Origin of the sequence: Streptomyces sp. NPDC006197 (assembly GCF_040613865.1) — a bacterium.
In the GTDB taxonomy this organism is placed as follows: domain Bacteria; phylum Actinomycetota; class Actinomycetes; order Streptomycetales; family Streptomycetaceae; genus Streptomyces.
The window spans coordinates 1-15,026 of the sequence record NZ_JBEXSZ010000002.1; the positions used below are offsets into that span (position 1 = coordinate 1).

14 protein-coding genes and 5 pseudogenes are annotated in these 15,026 nt (G+C 68.1%); 9 read left to right on the top strand and 10 right to left on the bottom strand.

Translation table 11 applies throughout. The features are described 5' to 3' along the window. Positions 1 to 282: 282 nt before the first annotated feature. Both ABZ318_RS00550 and ABZ318_RS00555 read right to left on the bottom strand, forming a co-directional pair. Positions 283 to 678 (bottom strand): hypothetical protein, encoded by a 396-nt coding sequence (locus tag ABZ318_RS00550; RefSeq protein WP_356900283.1) that lies wholly within the window; start codon positions 676 to 678, stop codon positions 283 to 285. A 33-nt stretch (positions 679 to 711) separates the two neighbouring features. Continuing rightward, positions 712 to 1,507, bottom strand: a protein-coding gene (locus ABZ318_RS00555; protein ID WP_356900389.1) for an IS5 family transposase whose coding sequence is annotated in 2 segments (ribosomal slippage) — positions 712 to 1,173 and positions 1,175 to 1,507 — 795 coding nt in all. Because the reading frame shifts where the segments join, the coding sequence is not laid out codon by codon here. Between the two features lie 59 nt (positions 1,508 to 1,566). On the opposite strand from ABZ318_RS00555, the pseudogene ABZ318_RS00560 reads away from it, so the two are divergent. Continuing rightward, positions 1,567 to 1,924, top strand: a pseudogene (locus ABZ318_RS00560) (hypothetical protein); the annotation flags it as partial. A gap of 316 nt (positions 1,925 to 2,240) precedes the next feature. Next, positions 2,241 to 3,120: pseudogene (locus ABZ318_RS00565) on the top strand (IS5 family transposase). A gap of 18 nt (positions 3,121 to 3,138) precedes the next feature. Here the strand turns inward: ABZ318_RS00565 and ABZ318_RS00570 are convergent. Then, positions 3,139 to 3,465, bottom strand: a complete 327-nt coding sequence (locus tag ABZ318_RS00570) for a hypothetical protein (protein WP_356900284.1) — start codon at positions 3,463 to 3,465, stop codon at positions 3,139 to 3,141. A 309-nt stretch (positions 3,466 to 3,774) separates the two neighbouring features. On the opposite strand from ABZ318_RS00570, the gene ABZ318_RS00575 reads away from it, so the two are divergent. Next, positions 3,775 to 5,469, top strand: coding sequence for an alkaline phosphatase D family protein (locus ABZ318_RS00575; protein ID WP_356900285.1), 1,695 nt, complete (start codon positions 3,775 to 3,777; stop codon positions 5,467 to 5,469). A gap of 396 nt (positions 5,470 to 5,865) precedes the next feature. Here the strand turns inward: ABZ318_RS00575 and ABZ318_RS00580 are convergent, their stop codons facing one another. Together ABZ318_RS00580 and ABZ318_RS00585 are read right to left on the bottom strand one after the other, a co-directional pair. Then, positions 5,866 to 6,330: a hypothetical protein gene (locus tag ABZ318_RS00580; protein ID WP_356900286.1), complete on the bottom strand. Its 465-nt coding sequence runs from the start codon at positions 6,328 to 6,330 to the stop codon at positions 5,866 to 5,868. After that, a pseudogene (locus tag ABZ318_RS00585) lies at positions 6,323 to 6,770 on the bottom strand (transposase family protein); the annotation flags it as partial. The pseudogene ABZ318_RS00585 and the gene ABZ318_RS00580, both read right to left, overlap by 8 nt. Before the next feature lie 409 nt (positions 6,771 to 7,179). Here ABZ318_RS00585 and ABZ318_RS00590 point away from each other — a divergent pair. Beyond that, entirely contained in the window at positions 7,180 to 8,373 is a 1,194-nt protein-coding gene (locus ABZ318_RS00590) for an IS110 family transposase (RefSeq protein WP_356900287.1), read from the top strand. A gap of 16 nt (positions 8,374 to 8,389) precedes the next feature. On the opposite strand, the gene ABZ318_RS00595 is transcribed toward ABZ318_RS00590, so the two are convergent. Further along, positions 8,390 to 8,737, bottom strand: a complete 348-nt coding sequence (locus tag ABZ318_RS00595; protein WP_356900288.1) for a PRC-barrel domain containing protein — start codon at positions 8,735 to 8,737, stop codon at positions 8,390 to 8,392. 297 nt (positions 8,738 to 9,034) lie between these two features. Between ABZ318_RS00595 and ABZ318_RS00600 the strand changes: the two genes are divergently transcribed. Next, positions 9,035 to 9,205: a CsbD family protein gene (locus ABZ318_RS00600; RefSeq protein ID WP_356900289.1), complete on the top strand. Its 171-nt coding sequence runs from the start codon at positions 9,035 to 9,037 to the stop codon at positions 9,203 to 9,205. A gap of 43 nt (positions 9,206 to 9,248) precedes the next feature. After that, positions 9,249 to 9,809, top strand: a pseudogene (locus ABZ318_RS00605) (transposase); the annotation flags it as partial. 135 nt (positions 9,810 to 9,944) lie between these two features. Here the strand turns inward: ABZ318_RS00605 and ABZ318_RS00610 are convergent. After that, positions 9,945 to 10,424: pseudogene (locus ABZ318_RS00610) on the bottom strand (Imm21 family immunity protein); the annotation flags it as partial. A 168-nt stretch (positions 10,425 to 10,592) separates the two neighbouring features. On the opposite strand from ABZ318_RS00610, the gene ABZ318_RS00615 reads away from it, so the two are divergent. From ABZ318_RS00615 to ABZ318_RS00625, 3 genes are all read left to right on the top strand, one after another. Further along, a complete protein-coding gene (locus ABZ318_RS00615) occupies positions 10,593 to 11,393 on the top strand; it encodes an IS5 family transposase (RefSeq protein WP_356900390.1) in 801 nt (266 codons plus the stop codon). Positions 11,394 to 11,510: 117 nt separating this feature from the next. Beyond that, positions 11,511 to 11,750: a hypothetical protein gene (locus ABZ318_RS00620; protein ID WP_356900290.1), complete on the top strand. Its 240-nt coding sequence runs from the start codon at positions 11,511 to 11,513 to the stop codon at positions 11,748 to 11,750. A 74-nt stretch (positions 11,751 to 11,824) separates the two neighbouring features. After that, positions 11,825 to 12,202, top strand: coding sequence for a hypothetical protein (locus tag ABZ318_RS00625; RefSeq protein WP_356900291.1), 378 nt, complete (start codon positions 11,825 to 11,827; stop codon positions 12,200 to 12,202). Positions 12,203 to 12,368: 166 nt separating this feature from the next. On the opposite strand, the gene ABZ318_RS00630 is transcribed toward ABZ318_RS00625, so the two are convergent. The 3 genes from ABZ318_RS00630 to ABZ318_RS00640 form a co-directional block, all read right to left on the bottom strand. Then, entirely contained in the window at positions 12,369 to 13,145 is a 777-nt protein-coding gene (locus tag ABZ318_RS00630; RefSeq protein WP_356900292.1) for a hypothetical protein, read from the bottom strand. A gap of 257 nt (positions 13,146 to 13,402) precedes the next feature. Continuing rightward, positions 13,403 to 13,777 (bottom strand): hypothetical protein, encoded by a 375-nt coding sequence (locus tag ABZ318_RS00635; protein WP_356900293.1) that lies wholly within the window; start codon positions 13,775 to 13,777, stop codon positions 13,403 to 13,405. A gap of 283 nt (positions 13,778 to 14,060) precedes the next feature. Beyond that, the gene (locus ABZ318_RS00640; protein WP_356900294.1) at positions 14,061 to 14,984 is read right to left on the bottom strand and encodes a pirin family protein; all 924 of its coding nucleotides are present in this window, start codon (positions 14,982 to 14,984) and stop codon (positions 14,061 to 14,063) included. Positions 14,985 to 15,026 lie beyond the last annotated feature (42 nt).

Genomic DNA, 15,026 nt, shown 5'->3' on the forward strand with positions numbered 1-15,026 from the left:
GCGGGGCGGTCGCATGAGGTGGGATTACTGGCGCTGGTGGCTGCCGGGGAGGGCGTGTGTGGGGGTATGGGGAGCGTTGGTATGCGCCCGGGTATACCGCGAACTGGTGCTTGTGTAATCGAGACAGGATGTTCTGGGGCAGACCGAGCTGCTTCCTTGGCCTTCCGCCTTCAAGAACAGGCACATTCCGGTAGATAAGGCGCGGTCGCCCTTCAAGGCCGATGATTCAGAATCACATCAAACCAGCATGAAAATAAGCAAAACGCTCACTTAGACGTCATCTCATTTGGTGAGGTGCCGTCGGATGAACGGTGCCGTTCCCGCGACGAGTGCGGCGAAGACGGCCAGTCGCTGAAGGCCGGGCTGAGCGGCGAGGTTGCTGTGCTGGATGCCATAGGCCGCGTACCAGTTGGCGGCGAGGTCGGTCGCCATGATGGCGCAGGCGAGATCGACCCCTCGGCGTTTACCCCGGATCAGCAGCACGGCGGCGAGCGTGTCGAACAGCGCCAGCGACGACCAGTAGAGGTTGAGCCACCCTGGTGCCCAGTCGTACGGGTGCAGGCCGTGATGGAGGAGGTCGGTGACGTGTGCGAAAGCGCCGACGAAGAGCAGGACGGCTGCGATGCCGCAGGCCGATATGACCGTCCAGCGCGGGGTGTGGCGCATCCATCCGATCACGCTGTGGATCGTCCCACCTGCGGGTGCCGTCCGTCAGGCTGTCAGTCTGCGGTAGCAGATGAGGGTGCAGGCGATAGCTGTGAAGGCCAGGAAGTGTTCGGCCTTGCGCTCGTAGCGGCGGTGCAGGTGGCGGCAGCCTCCCAGCGAGGACATCGTGCGCTCGATCGCCCAGCGATGCCGGCCCAACTGCGTGGAGGATTCGACGCCTCTGCGGGCGATGCGGTGCCGGATGCCGCGCGAGCGGAGCCAGCGGTGCAGATGGTCGTAGTCGTACCCCTTGCCCGCGTGGAGCTTGGCGGGCCGGCGCCGGCGCGGGCCGCCACGCGAGCGGATCGGCGGGATGCCGCGCACCAGCGGCTCAAGCGCCTGGCTGTCGTGGAGGTCCGCGCCGGAGATGCCCAGGGACAGCGGTAGACCGCTCCGCTCGGTGATCAAGTGGATCTTCGAGCCTTTTCTGCCCCGGCCGACAGGATTCGGACCTGTCAGCTCCCCCTTTCAGGGCTCGCATGTTCACCGAGTCGATCGCGCAGCGCGACCAGTCCAGGCCGCCGCGCGAGCCCAGCTCATCGAGGACGACGCGGTGCAACGTGGCCCAGACCCGGGCGGTAGTCCACTCGGTGAAGCGCCGGTGTGCGGTCGGCTTCGACGGCCCGAAGACCGGCGGCAGCTGGCGCCAGGTGCAGTCTGTCGTGGCCACGAAGATGATCGCGGCCAGCACTTCACGGTCCCCATACCGGCGTCGCCCGCCGCCCTGCGGTCGTGCCGGAGCGGGCGGGACCACCCGCTGGAACAGCTCCCACAGCCCATCCGGCACCAGGCGCTCGACCATCACCACACAGGGCAGGCTGCTCAACCCGCCAAATGAGACGACGTCGTAGAAGGAGCACCATGTCCGAACGCCACACGCTGATTCGCAGTCTGCACGATGTGGACCTGGCCGCTTGGTTCGGCGGCTCGCTGATGGGTGCAGTCGGCCTCAACGGTGCTGCCGGGAGTGAAGGCGGTACGAAGGCGGCCACGGACCGGATCGCCTCTGCCGGCTGGGCGAAGTGGACGCCGGTCAATGCCGATGCCACCGGTATGCACCTGTTCGGCAGTGGGGGCTCCTGGCCGTGAACGCCCACCGCATCGCCACCCAGCAGGGCGTCGCCGCCTCCACCACGGCCAAGGCCGTCGTCCAGCGGCGGCACTGGCAGCCACCGCCTACGCCCGCGTGCTGGGAAAGAAGGTCGAGCTGGCCTCTTCCTCACGACCACCGTGTCATCGGGGGAGCCGTGGCGGTGGCCGCGGGCTTGGCAGCACTCTCGATCGCGGTGAAGGTTCTCGGTCGACGACGGTGACGAGCGGCGTCCGTCGCCGGCCTTCGGGGCGGGGCGCAGGAGTGTGGAACCGAGCCGTTCGGTGGTGGCCGCGAGAGCAGGCGCGGTGACCTTCTCTCCGTTCCCCTTCACATCGGTGTCGCTCTTGACCGTCTTGTCCTCGTCGATGTCGGGCGTGAGCCGGCGCTAGGCGCTGCCCGGCGGATCATGCGACTTCCCGATTAGTCACTCGTTGCTGCGGTCATGGGGCGGGGAGATCTAACGAATCGCGAGTGGTCACTCGTGGAGCCGCATCTGCCGCCTTCCGGCAGGCGGAGAGGCCGGTGGAACGATCACCGCACCGTGCTCAACGGGATCCTGTTCCGGATCCGCACCGGCGTCCCGTGGCGTGACCTGCCGGAACGATACGGCTCCTGGAAATCCGTCTACGAGAGGCACCGCCGCTGGTCGGCGGACGGCACCTGGAACCGGATCCTGCAGGCGGTCCAGGCCGACGCCGACCTGGCCGGCCGGATCGACTGGGGCATGGCCGGTGGCGACTCGACCTCCTGCCGGGCCCACCAGCACGCGGCCGGAGCCCGCAAGGCCACCCCGCGGGTTCCGAAAAAAGGACGACGCCCCGGCACCACCGCCCCGACGAGGGGCTCGGACGGTCCCGGGGCGGGCTGACCTGCAAGATCCACCTCGCCGGGGAAGGCGGGTGCCGCCCGATGGCTCTCCTGATCACTCCGGGCCAGTGGGGCGACGCCCCGCAGATGATCGAGGTCCTGGACCGGATCCGGGTTCCCCGCCCGCTGGGCGGACGGCCCCGGACCCGGCCCGACCACGTCAGCGGCGACAAGGCATACAGCTCCCGCCGAAACCGCCGCTACCTGCGACGACGCGACACCAAGCACACCATCCCGGAACCGAAGGACCAACGCGCCAACCGCCGGCACAGAGGCAGCGCGGGCGGAAGGCCCACCGGCTTCGACCCTGACCGCTACCGGCGTCACAACGAGGTCGAGCGGACCATCACCGCCTCAAGAACTCCCGTGCTGTTGCAACCCGTTACGGCAAACGGGCCTATGTCTTCCACGGCACCGTCACCGCAGCAGCAGTCCGCCTCTGTCCCAAGCCGTGAAATGCCGGGACCGGCCTTTCAGAATCCCGGGGCAGGGATGAGGCTCGGCCACCATGGGGGCACGCCGCTGGGGCACGGAGGAGTGGCGGCGCCCTCCCAGAAGATCGAGATGACGCACCAGACCACACCCAGCAGCGTCACCGCGAGAACCAAGGCATGGAAAAGGGGACGGTTCCCCAGAAGGGCGCCCACCGCAACCCAGACCAGCAGCAGGACCGTCCAAAGACCCGGGATGAACAGCCACAGCAGGAAACCACCGTTGGCCGCGTTGTCCACCCCCACGTCGCAGGCGGTCCACGACCTGCCCAGAAGCATGGCAGCGGATACCGCGAGCAGCAGAGCCACCGCCGCCCCGAGCCCCCCGTGCAGCCGCCGACTCCCCACAAGCCCCCCGTTCTCCGTCCGCTGCGGAAAACACCGGATCCGCACCGCTCATCACTACCGCATCCACCCAGACCCCCGGCACTGACCAACGGGGAACGGACGCCCCTGGATCCTAGTAATCACATGATCCGCCGGACAGTGCCTAGTCGCGGGCCCGCCGGGCCCGGCTCGGGGTGTCCGGGCGGTGCGACGGCACTGTTCGCGCAGCGGTTTCAGTACCGTACGGAGCGGCCGTTCCGTACCGTGCGGGGCGTCGGAAGGGGACTCGTGATGGCCGGTCTGAGGCTGGGACCGCTCCTGCGGCACGTCGACTGGGAGTCGGGCACAAGCGCGACGGTGTGGGTCGAGACCGACCGGGCGTGCACGGTGGAGGTCCGGTGCCCGGGCGGCGCGGGGGGTTCGGCTCCGACGTTCCGCGTCGCCGACCACCACTACGCGCTGGTGGTCGTGACCGGACTCGCCCCCGGGTCCGCCACGGCGTACGAGGTGCTGCTCGACGGCGAGCAGGTGTGGCCCCTCGCGGACTCGTCCCGGCCGCCCAGCACCATCCGCACGCCGCCGGTCCCGGCGGCGGACGCGGTGATCGCCTTCGGCTCGTGCCGGTGGGCGGCGCCTGCCATGGGCGAGGCCGACCCGGTGGGCCCGGACGTCCTCGACACCCTTTCCGCCCGGCTCGCCGACGACCCGGAGGCCGAGCGTCCCGACGTTCTCCTCCTCCTCGGCGATCAGGTGTACGCGGACGAGACGTCCGCCGACACCCGCGCCTGGATCGCCCGGCATCGGCGGGCCGCCGGCACCGGTTCCGCCGCCCCACCGGACCAGGTCGCCGACTACGAGGAGTACACCCACCTCTACGACGAGTCCTGGGGCGACCCCGAACTGCGCTGGCTGCTCTCGACCGTGCCCAGCTGCATGATCTTCGACGACCACGACGTCATCGACGACTGGAACACCAGCGCCGCCTGGGTGGCCGACATGCGGGCAACGCCCTGGTGGCACGAGCGGATCACCGGCGGCCTGATGTCGTACTGGGTCTACCAGCACCTCGGGAACCTCTCCCCCGCCGAGCTCGCCGAGGACGAGCTGTACGCGGCGGTACTGGCGGCCGACGACGCCACAGAAGTGCTGCGCGCGTTCGCCGAACGCGCCGACGCCGACCCGGCGTCGGTGCGCTGGAGCTACCGCAGGGACTTCGGTCGCACCCGGCTGCTGATGGTCGACACCCGGGCCGCACGGGTGCTGGATGAGCAGCACAGGATGATGCTGGACGCTCAGGAAGCGGCCTGGCTGCGGACACAGGCACTCGGCGAGCTCGGCGACGTCGACCACCTGTTGATCGGGACCTCGCTCCCGTGGCTGCTGCCTCCGATGGTCCACTTCGCGGAGGGCTGGCACGCGGCGCTCTGCCGGGGCGAACGCGGCCCGCGCTGGGCGCGCTTCGGCGAGTGGCTGCGTCGGCGGGCGGACCTGGAGCACTGGGCGGCGTTCACCTCGTCGTTCGAAAGACTGACGGAGACGGTTGCCGAGGTGGGGAGGGCCGACGCCGCCCCGGCGACGGTGTGCGTGCTTTCCGGGGACGTCCACCACGCGTATGTGGCGGAGCCCGTCTGGACCACCGGGCAGCCGCCGCGCTCCCGCGTCTTCCAGTTCACCTGTTCACCGCTGCACAACTCGGTGCCCGCTGCCATGCGGGCCGGGTTCCGTTTCGGCTGGAGCCGGTTCGCCAAGGGGATCGGGCATCTCCTCGCCCGCCACGGACGGATCACGCGACCGGCGGTCCGGTGGGAGCGCACCGGCGGACCGTGGTTCGGCAACCAGTTCATGACGCTGACACTGCGTGGTCGTACAGCACGGCTGCGACTGGAGAGAGCCTCGGCGGATGCGGAGCAAGGGCGCCGCGGGACCGACCGCGCGGGAGCACGGCTCATCGGCGTCCTCGACCGGAACCTGACGAAGGGAAGTTGACGTCTCGCCGGACGGCGCGCACCCCCGTCCCGCCCTCCATACCCTCGTCGCCCGGATCCGTACGCTGACGATCCTCGGCCGCCACCAGCAGGCCACCGCCCGGCTTCGACGGCAGTTGATCAACGGCATACGATTCCGGGTCCGCATCGGTGTGCTGTGGTGAGACGTCCCCGTAGAGTACGGCCCCCGGAGCTGGCCCCCGCGCCTCCACAAGCCCTACTGCCCCGGAGACGTTCTACCGATGACGTCGGGTGGTAACAAGGTGGCCATCCTGCAGGTAGTGGGTGAGTTCAAGTCCGCTGTTGAGCATCGCGAGCACATCGAGACGCCGGTCGGCAGGCACCGCGCCCAGCCGCTGTCTGCCGCAGCCGACCCAGAACATCGGGCCCCCGATGCTCAGCAACCCGGCTCCGACCGGTCCGTCCGCTGCGCTGCCCTTCTGCCGACGGAATGAGCCAGGCAGCGGGAGATGATGCCTGAGGTAAGTAGTGCCAGGGCGTGCTCGATGTCGACGCCGTGCCGGATGTACCAGGCCGTATGCGTGTTCAGCCGGGGTGTCGCGGGGGCCATTAGGGGGCTGGTGTTGACCAGGTTGATCAGTGCGCTGGTGACCCGGCTCAAGGCGTGCTCGAAGCCGCTGCTGATATTGCGGACCGTTTGTTCGAGCGCCCACTCGGCGGGAACGCCGGGCAGCCATGCGCGGGCCAGGTCGGGGACGGTCTCACCGGAGATCCAGGCGTGGATCGCTGTGGCGAGCGGGACGTCCACCTGCGTCCCCTTGCTCTCCTTGTCGGTGAAGTGCCAAGTGCCGACGACCTCGGGCAGTTCGAGGAGGCGCTCGAAGACCCGGTGTGGGGACACCTTGCCGCTCGCAGATCCGAATGATCTTGTGGAGGCGGTCAGTGGTCAGGTCGTGGGTGCGACCCGGCAGCGTGGGCGAGAGCCACAGCACCTCGCCAGCGGCGGTCGGTGACGACCCGAATGTTCACTCCATGCCGGCGATGCTTGGCCGAGTAGTCCACCCGGCTGTTTCCGACGCGGTCGCACTCGGAGAGAGTCCCGTCCAGCAGGATGAAATCCGGATCGTGCTCGCGCAGTGTCTTGGGTAGGCCCGGCGCGCGATTGGCAAGCAGGCAGGTCACGGCCGTGGCATAGGCGTGGGCGGTGCCGACAGATATCCCGAAGCCGGCGGCGACGCGGGCGAGGGTGCCATGGTGGCGCAGATACACGAGAGCGACGAGCGCACGCTGGTGCGGCGGAGGCTTGCACCGCCGGTCGTCCCCGCGGGTGACGATGAGTATGGCGACTCACTCGACCAAGGCGTGCGGCAGGTTGAGTGCGGCAGGGTGGGGGACCAACGAGGTTCCTGTGCCGGTGGATTGAGACTTCGAACATCCCCATCAACGGCACGGGCGTCCTGCGCGTTGCAGCCCCGGTCCCACCCCACCAGCGTCACCCGATCGGTGGCCCGTCTGAAAAGGCTCCCTACGTTGTTCTGCGGGATGTGGTGAGCCCTTCGTATGGTTGACCCGCCCAGGGGTGCCGGGTGTGGTTCAAAAGGCTCTGCCCCAGGTGGCTTGCACTGATTGGCCGCCCGGTGCCCCACGACGACTCGGCTGCCAATTAGGAATTGCGAATGATCGCTCCGTAGGGAATCGACAGCGAGGTCGTCCGTCGGGAGGCACCCAGCACACCCCACCGCACGGAGGCATGATGGCCGCGATCTGGGCCGGCATCGACGCAGGCAAGACCCACCACCACTGCGTTGCGATCGACGAGAGCGGCCGCCGGCTGCTGTCGCGTCGCGTTGCCAACGACGAGCCCGCACTCCTCGAACTCATCACCGACGTACTGGCCCTGGGCAATGAGGTGACCTGGGGCATCGACCTGGCCGACGGCGGAGCCGCCCTGGCCATCACGCTCCTCCTCCACCACGACCAACCACTGCGCTACATCTCCGGCCGGGCCATCCACCGGGCTTCCGAGAGCTACCGCGGCGAAGGCAAGACCGACGCCAAGGACGCCGCCGTCATCGCCGATCAGGTCCGCATCCGCCGCGACCTGCACCCCTTACACGCTGGCGACGACATCGTCACCGACCTCAAGATCCTCACCGGTCGCCGAATGGATCTCGTCGCCGACCGCACCCGCACCGTCAACCGGCTCCGAGCCCAGCTGACCGGCATCTTCCCCAGCCTGGAACGAGCCCTGGACCTCACCAACAAGGGCCCGCTGACCCTGCTGACCGGCTACCAGACCCCTGCGGCCATCCGCCGGCTCGGCACCAAACGCCTCGAGACCTGGCTACGAAACCGCAAGGTCCTCCGCGCCGATCAACTCGCCGAGACCGCGGTCGAAGCGGCCGAACGCCAGCACATTGGTCTGCCCGGCGAGAAGCTGACCGCCCAGATGGTGCAGATCCTGGCGAAGGAGGTGGTTACCCTCAACCAGCAGGTCGCCGAGCTCGACAAGCTCATCGAGGCCCGATTTCGCGACCACCACCACTTCGACGCAATCACCAGCATGCCCGGCCTCGGCATCATCCTCGGGGCTGAGTTCCTGGCCGCCACCGGCGGTGACATGGCCGTCTTCGGAACACCGGACCGCCTCGCCGGCTTCGGCGGCGTCGCACCGGTCCCGCGCGACTCCGGCAAGATCAGCGGAAACCTACGGCGGCCGCAACGCTACAACCGACGGCTCCAGCGCGTCTTCTACGCCTCCGCGCTCTTCAGCATCCGACGGTCTGAGGAATCCCGCCGGTTCTACGAACGCAAACGCGCCGAAGGTAAGCGCCACACCCAAGCCGTCCTTGCCCTCGCCCGCCGCCGTGTCAACGTCCTCTGGGCCCTCCTCCGCGATGGACGGTGCTACGAACTCACACCACCGGCAGCCCTCGCCGCTTGACAGACCACATTAGGAATCAGTGGCCGGAGCCGTAGTAGCCGCCCAACTGGTCGCGGTATGCGGGATCGCCCAGGTGCTTTTTCTTGTCGAACTCCGGCGAAGCCTTGATCTCTTCCTTTGTGCGCGACACGTAGACCTTCTTGGCCTGGTTGTCGACACTGGTGATGGTGCCGGCGGGCAGCATCACTTCCCTGCCGAAGATCCAGACACCGGTGTCGACGACGATGTACTGGGAGCCGACCTCGTTTGAATACTTGTCGACCTTCCCTATGGGGCCGTCTGTTGCCTCGACGTGGTACCCAGCCAGGTCATCATCGCGGGTGTGGCCACTGGTCGGAACATAGGCCCACATGCTCTCACTCATAGGTACTCCTTATCCGGCGGACGTGCAGATGCCGGGAACTCGGCTCCAGCTCCGGGAATGCGTGCGCATGTCACTGCGGCTCCCCTGGCACAGGCACAGGGCTGATCCCTGTCGATCCCCACCTACCCTGCATCCCTCGCGTCATGACGAGCGTCATCAGAAGGGAACCAGCATCGGGGCCGCTGTTGGTTCGTCCCGGCGGCGCTGCCCCCGTTGTGCATCGAGATTGTTTAGGGAACGGCAGCGGGGCAATGCGCATAGACGTCCTTCGGTGCCAACACCTAGGAGTGAAAAGTAGTGGCAGCAGAGGAAGCGAATCCCACGGTCGAGCGGCTCAAGGGGAAGCTGAAGGAGGCTGCCGGCCGGGCCGTCGGCAACGAGCGCATGACTGGCAGCGGCCGCGCCGAGCAGGCGAAGAGCGACGTGCGCCAGGCCATGCAGAAGATCAGGGACGCAACCAAGCGGTGACGTCCTCGTGTTTGTGGCCGGCGGCCCGCTTTTGAGCGGGCCGCCGCTCTTCGGTGTCTCGAAGTCCGCAGCCGACCGCATCGTCAGGCAGGTCGGGCCTCTTCTCGCGTTCCGGGCACGTAAGCGGTTTCGCAAGGACGCCGTGCTCATCGTGGACGGCGCTCTGGTTCCCACCCGCGACCACACGATGGCGGAGCGGTCCAAGAACTACCGATACTCGACGAATCACCAGGTCGTCATCGACGCCGACACCCAACTGGTGATCGTGGTCGGCCGGCCACTGCCGGGAAACCGCAACGACCGCAAGGCATGGGAGCTGTCCGGCGCCAAGCACACCGTCGGGAACACCACAGTGATCGCCGACGGAGGCTATCGAGGTACCGGGCTCGTCATCCCACACCGCCGCGACTCTGGGCAGAGCGAACTGCCTGCCTGGAAAGAAGAAAACAACACCTCACACCGCAAGGTCCGCGCTCGGGTCGAGCACGCCTTCGCCCGGATGAAGTCCTGGAAGATCCTGCGCGACTGCCGCCTCAAGGGCGAGGGCGTGCACCACGCGATGCTCGGCATCGCCCATCTGCACAACCTTGCGCGCCGCGACTGACCGCACCCGGCCGAAGCACTGCCCGGCCAGGATTCGGCGGGCAGGAGCTGGACCAGGCCGACCCGGTTCTCCTCGTCCACACTTGGTGTGCGTGGCGCGGACCCTCCAGCGGCCGGCGGGCAGCGGGACCGATGCCTCGACGGGCATCCCACCGCCGGGGTACTCGATGCCCAAGTCGGAACCCGCTTCGGCGGAGTCCATGAGCACCGCCGGACCGTCCGACACCCAGGTGTCACACTCCTCCCACACCGTGGCCGGGTCTGCGAGGACAGTGTCTGCCGCGGCGCTCAGTCCGGCCTCGGAGCCGGCGGCAAGCCACCGCAGGAACGCTCGGCGCTCGGGCAGATAGCAGCTGGTGGCCGGCTCGTCCGCCAGCACCAGTGCCTGCGCGCCGTTCTCGCCAACGGGGACCACACCGGCCAGATCGTCCACCGCGCAGGCCCGGTCGTAGTCGTCTGGAGCGGTGGCGTCTCCCGCCATGACACCGCTCTCCATGCACCCGCCCCAGGAGGCCAGGGCGGAGACGGGGACGACGATCAGAGGGCCGCCCATCGACTCCACCCAGACGAGGGAGGGGCGGGAGACATCGTCTGTGGTGGATGAAGAGATGATCATGCAGTCAGTGTGCCCTCGCCCGCTGACAACGTCCGCGCGCTCATGGGAATCCAGCACGGGGAAAGGCTCAGCGCCTGTGGCAAGCAGCAGTTACGGGACAGCCTTCTGCAACACGCTTTAGAGTTCATCTCATTTGGCAGGGTCGGTAGGCTGCGGTCTGTAGTGGGGATTGTTGAGCGGCTGGTGCCGGACGAGTTGTGGGAGCTGTTCCAGCGGGTGGTGCCGGAGGCGCCGCCTCGGCCCCAGGGTGGTGGCCGGCGTCGGCATGGTGACCGAGAGGTCCTGGCGGCGATCGTGTTCGTGGCCACGTCGGGCTGCACGTGGCAACAACTGCCGACAGCGTCTTTCGGGCTGCCAGGGGCAACAGCCCATCGGCGATTCAGCGAGTGGTCGAGGGCGCGGGTGTGGGCCAAACTCCACCGCGTGGTGCTCGACGAGCTCGGTGCCCGCGGCGAGCTGGACTGGTCCCGCTGCGCGATCGACTCGGTGAACATGCGGGCCTTGAAAAAGGGGGACCTGACGGGTCCGAATCCTCTGGACCGGGGCAAGTACGGCTCGAAGATTCACTTGATCACTGAGCGGACCGGTCCGCCCATCTCTGTTGGGATCTCGGCGGCGAACCTTCACGACAGTCAGGCCCTGATCCCGCTGGTGAAGGGCATACCGCCGATCCGGTCCCGCCGCGGGCCCCGGCGGCGCAAGCCGGGCAAGCTTCACGCCGACAAGGGCTACGATTACTCCCACCTGCGGCGATGGTTACGCGAGCGTGGCATCACCCACCGCATCGCCCGCAAAGGCGTCGAGTCCTCGCAGCGGCTGGGCCGTCATCGCTGGACCATCGAACGCACCATGGCCTGGCTCGCCGGCTGCCGGCGCCTCCACCGACGCTACGAACGCAAAGCCGACCACTTTCTCGCCTTCACCAGCATCGCCTGCGCTCTCATCTGCTACCGCAGGCTCGCAGGATGAGATGGCCTCTGAGTATGCGTACTCAGGTGCACAAAGCGCTGGGAGTGGAACCGTGGCTGTGTGGACGCTTACTTACATGCGCCAGGCCGCACCCTGTTACCGCCGATCATTACCGGAATGGTCCTTCTCGTCATCCTCGCGATCCTTCGCGGCGTTGGCTGGCTCCTCTCCTCCAACCACCACTGCAAGGGCCGGAACAACGCCGCGGACTACAACACGCCGGGTGAGGCGATTGCCGCCGGGCTCGCCCACGTCGGTGAGGACGTGTATCGCTGGACCGGGCCGGCGGCGGTCGTGGTCTTTGCCGGCATGTGTGGGTGGGCAACGATCGCCTTCGTGGCCGGCCGACGAGGCTGAATCGTCGAGGGGGCGCCTTGCCGATCCTTGACCGAGTGTGCTTTGACCTGTGCCTGACGACAGGAGTACTGCAGATGCGGAAAACGAACAAGCGGAGGGTGTCGGCCTTATTGGCCGTGGTCCTGACGGGGGCCCTCTCGGCCTGTGGTGAGCAGGAGCCCGATCCGGAGCGGGTTGCGTCCTGGAGGGAGGACTACTGCTCGGACCTGTCGGCTTGGCAGCGGATCGTCCATGACCCGCCCGAGAAGGGCTACGGTAACGAGCCCGTACTCACCGCCGCGGCGGTGATCTCCGCAGCGAAGGTCATCGACCGCGAGCATCTCGACCACGCGGGCAGCCACATCCTCTACGACACGTCCCAGGCGGTCTCGCACAACGATCAGGACGCGGAGAAGCGAGTGTCGGAGTACTGCGCTGCGGTGGGCTTCGAGACGCTGATGAAGTACCTCTAGGACGAATTGAGGATACGAGCCGCGAAGGAAGGCAAAGGACGCATAGCCGCCACGTGCTGCGCCTCAGAGTTTCCTTCGGTAAACGTGGCCTTCGACGATGCCTGGGCTGTGGGGCACAGTTGGGCCCGCCGTCACCGCGTCGAAGTCCTGCCGCAGGGTGGCCGCTTCAGCATGAGCTTGCAGGAGTGACGGCGACAGGGCTCGGCACCTGGCTTCCGGGACGGGACAGGGTGAAGAGAAAGCACTGCTCGACCGTTTGGGCGGTATCGGTCAGGAGAGCGGAGACGGTGGTGGCGCGTTCGTCGTGTGTCACCTTCCTCACGGTCAGCCGGCCCAGGGGCCTTGTCCGGTCGAGGACGCCCTGGGCCTGCGTAACGGTCGTGAGGTCGTTGTCCGAGTGTTCCAGGACCCGCCCTGCCTCGCGGGCCAGCGCGTCGATCTCCCGGCCGGGCAGGCAGGCGGCGGTCTCCCGCGTGGCGACGCTGACGCGCCAGGCACGATCCGGGCCGAGGGTGTACGTGAAGATGCCACACGAGGTGATCCGGTCGGGGTTGCTGCCCAGAATGCTGGCTCTCTCGTAGACGATCGCCTTCTCGACCACCGCGGTGAACCCCTTGCGAGCCGCATCGTAGGTGATGACAGGTGCCTCGGTGCGCTTCCAGATGAGGGTGGTGAGCGCGGCGGGGTCAGTGGTGGCGCTCGCGCGGAGCGCCCCGGCCGACTCCCGGGCCGTGCGGTCGATGAGGTCGCGGAGCTCGGTTTCGGCCGCCGCCCGGTTCTTCTCAGTGGTGCTGCTGGTGCTCCACAGGGCGTACCCGACCACGGCCACGAGACTTACGCCAACCACGATCAGCAGAACTAAAGAGACCAGGCAGCCACCAGTTATGAAGCGCTCGATCCGCTTCTTGACCGGCGTGCCGCCGACGGGGCCAGGTGAGGTCATGGCCCGAGTCTCCTATGAAGTCGTCGCATTGTTTCGCCGATTGAGCCCGACGGGTTGCGAACGGTGAGGCGATCTGGCCAAGCGAGCTGCCCAGGGAGGAGCGCGCGGCACAGGCGAATGAACTGGTTTGCCACGTTTTGGTCTCTTCTCAGCAATCGGGCGGGATCCAGTCCGGCAGCGGGCAAAGCTGAGGCGATTCGATGGAGCAGCTCCCACGGGCCGTCGGGCACCAGACGCTCAACGTTGCCCGCCACGACCTACAGCCCAATGCGCCGCCAATTGAGATGACTTCTTATGACATGGACGAGGGCCAGGAGCAGCGCCCATTCCTCCGCCTCCGCCTCGATCCGCAGCACGATGTCATGGTGGTCGAACCAGGGGCTCTCCTGCTGGGTGCAGCGCAGGCGCCGGCCCTGACGGCGGGCGTCCGCGGCGTCCTGGGGTGCGGCGAAGCCGCGCGCCGTGGTGTTCATGACCGAATCGCGGGCGACGCCCTTCTTCCGCTCCACCTGGATCCGGGGCCGCACGCCCGTGGTCACGTCCCCTGTGGGGGTGGTGAGGTCGGACAGCAGCGGATCGGCCGGTGGAAGCATCAGCTCCGTGCCGAAAGCGGGGTCGAGGAGATCGCGCATCCGCCAGTACGCGGCGGACGGGTGGCTGGGCAGGCTTGGCAGAGCCCTGGCCTGTCCAGTCGGCCACGTCAGCAGCTTGGTCTTTGGCCGCCGGAGCGAGAGCTCTCGGCCGATGAGGTGGTCGATCAGGCCTTGGCCTGTCGGACAATGCCGTGGTGACACACGCCCTCAGACGCGAAGTCATAGGAGGGGCTGCGATGCACCCCTCCCACCGTCGCGGCGACAGCCGCAGTCACAGCCGGGCATCCCCACCCCGCATCGATTCGGCGGGGAAAACCCCGGGTCAGCGGCGTGCAGGGTTCCTGCGCGGGGTGATTCGGGCGTTGGGGAGGGCGGGGGCCGGGAGGCGGTCGCCGGGGTAGTCGGCGACCTCGCCGAAGCGGGCGGAGGCCTTCTCCCACTCCTCGCGGGCCTCGGCGATGTCCTCGTGGCTGCGGCCGATGAAGTTCCACCACATGACGATCTCCTCCTCGAACGGCGTTCCGCCGAGGAGGACCGCGCGGGCGGGGGTGTCCGACTCGTTGGTCAGGGTGAGCGTCCCGGCCCCGGTGGGGGCGTATCCCAGTTCGGCCGGGCGCAGAAGCGTTCCGCCCATGCGGACCTCCCCGGTGTCGACGAGCAGGCCGTGCTCGAAGCCGGGATCGACGGGGAGGGTGACGGTCGCGCCCGGGTCGACGAGGAGTTCGGCGCCGAGCAGCGGGGTGAAGGTCCGTACCGGGGAGGTCGAGCCGGCGAGCGAACCGAGGAACACCCGGATGTCCGCGCCGTCGACGCGGACCGTCCCCGGGGCGTGGTGCTGGAAGTCCCGGGCGGTGTTCCGGTGCTCCTCGGGGAGGGCCACCCACAGCTGGACGCCGTGCAGGACGGTGGTGCGGGGGGTGGAGACCTCGGTGTGGCTGATGCCGTACCCGCCGGTCATGAGGTTCAGCTCCCCGGGCCGTACGTACGCGTGGCTGCCGAGGCTGTCGCGGTGCTCGATCTCGCCGCTGAACAGCCAGCTCACGGTCTGCAGTCCGATGTGCGGGTGCGGGGCGACGTCCATGCCGCCGGACTCGGCGACGTCGTCGGGGCCGTAGTGGTCGGCGAAGCACCAGGCGCCGATCAGCGTCCGCGCGCGCTGCGGGAGCGTGCGCCGTACGGTCATCGCCCGGGGGCCGCCCAGCGGGACGTCCCGTGCGGTCAGGACCTCGATCTCCGCGATGCTCATGCCGACCCCTCCAATGATAGTTCCATTTTCAACAATCATGGA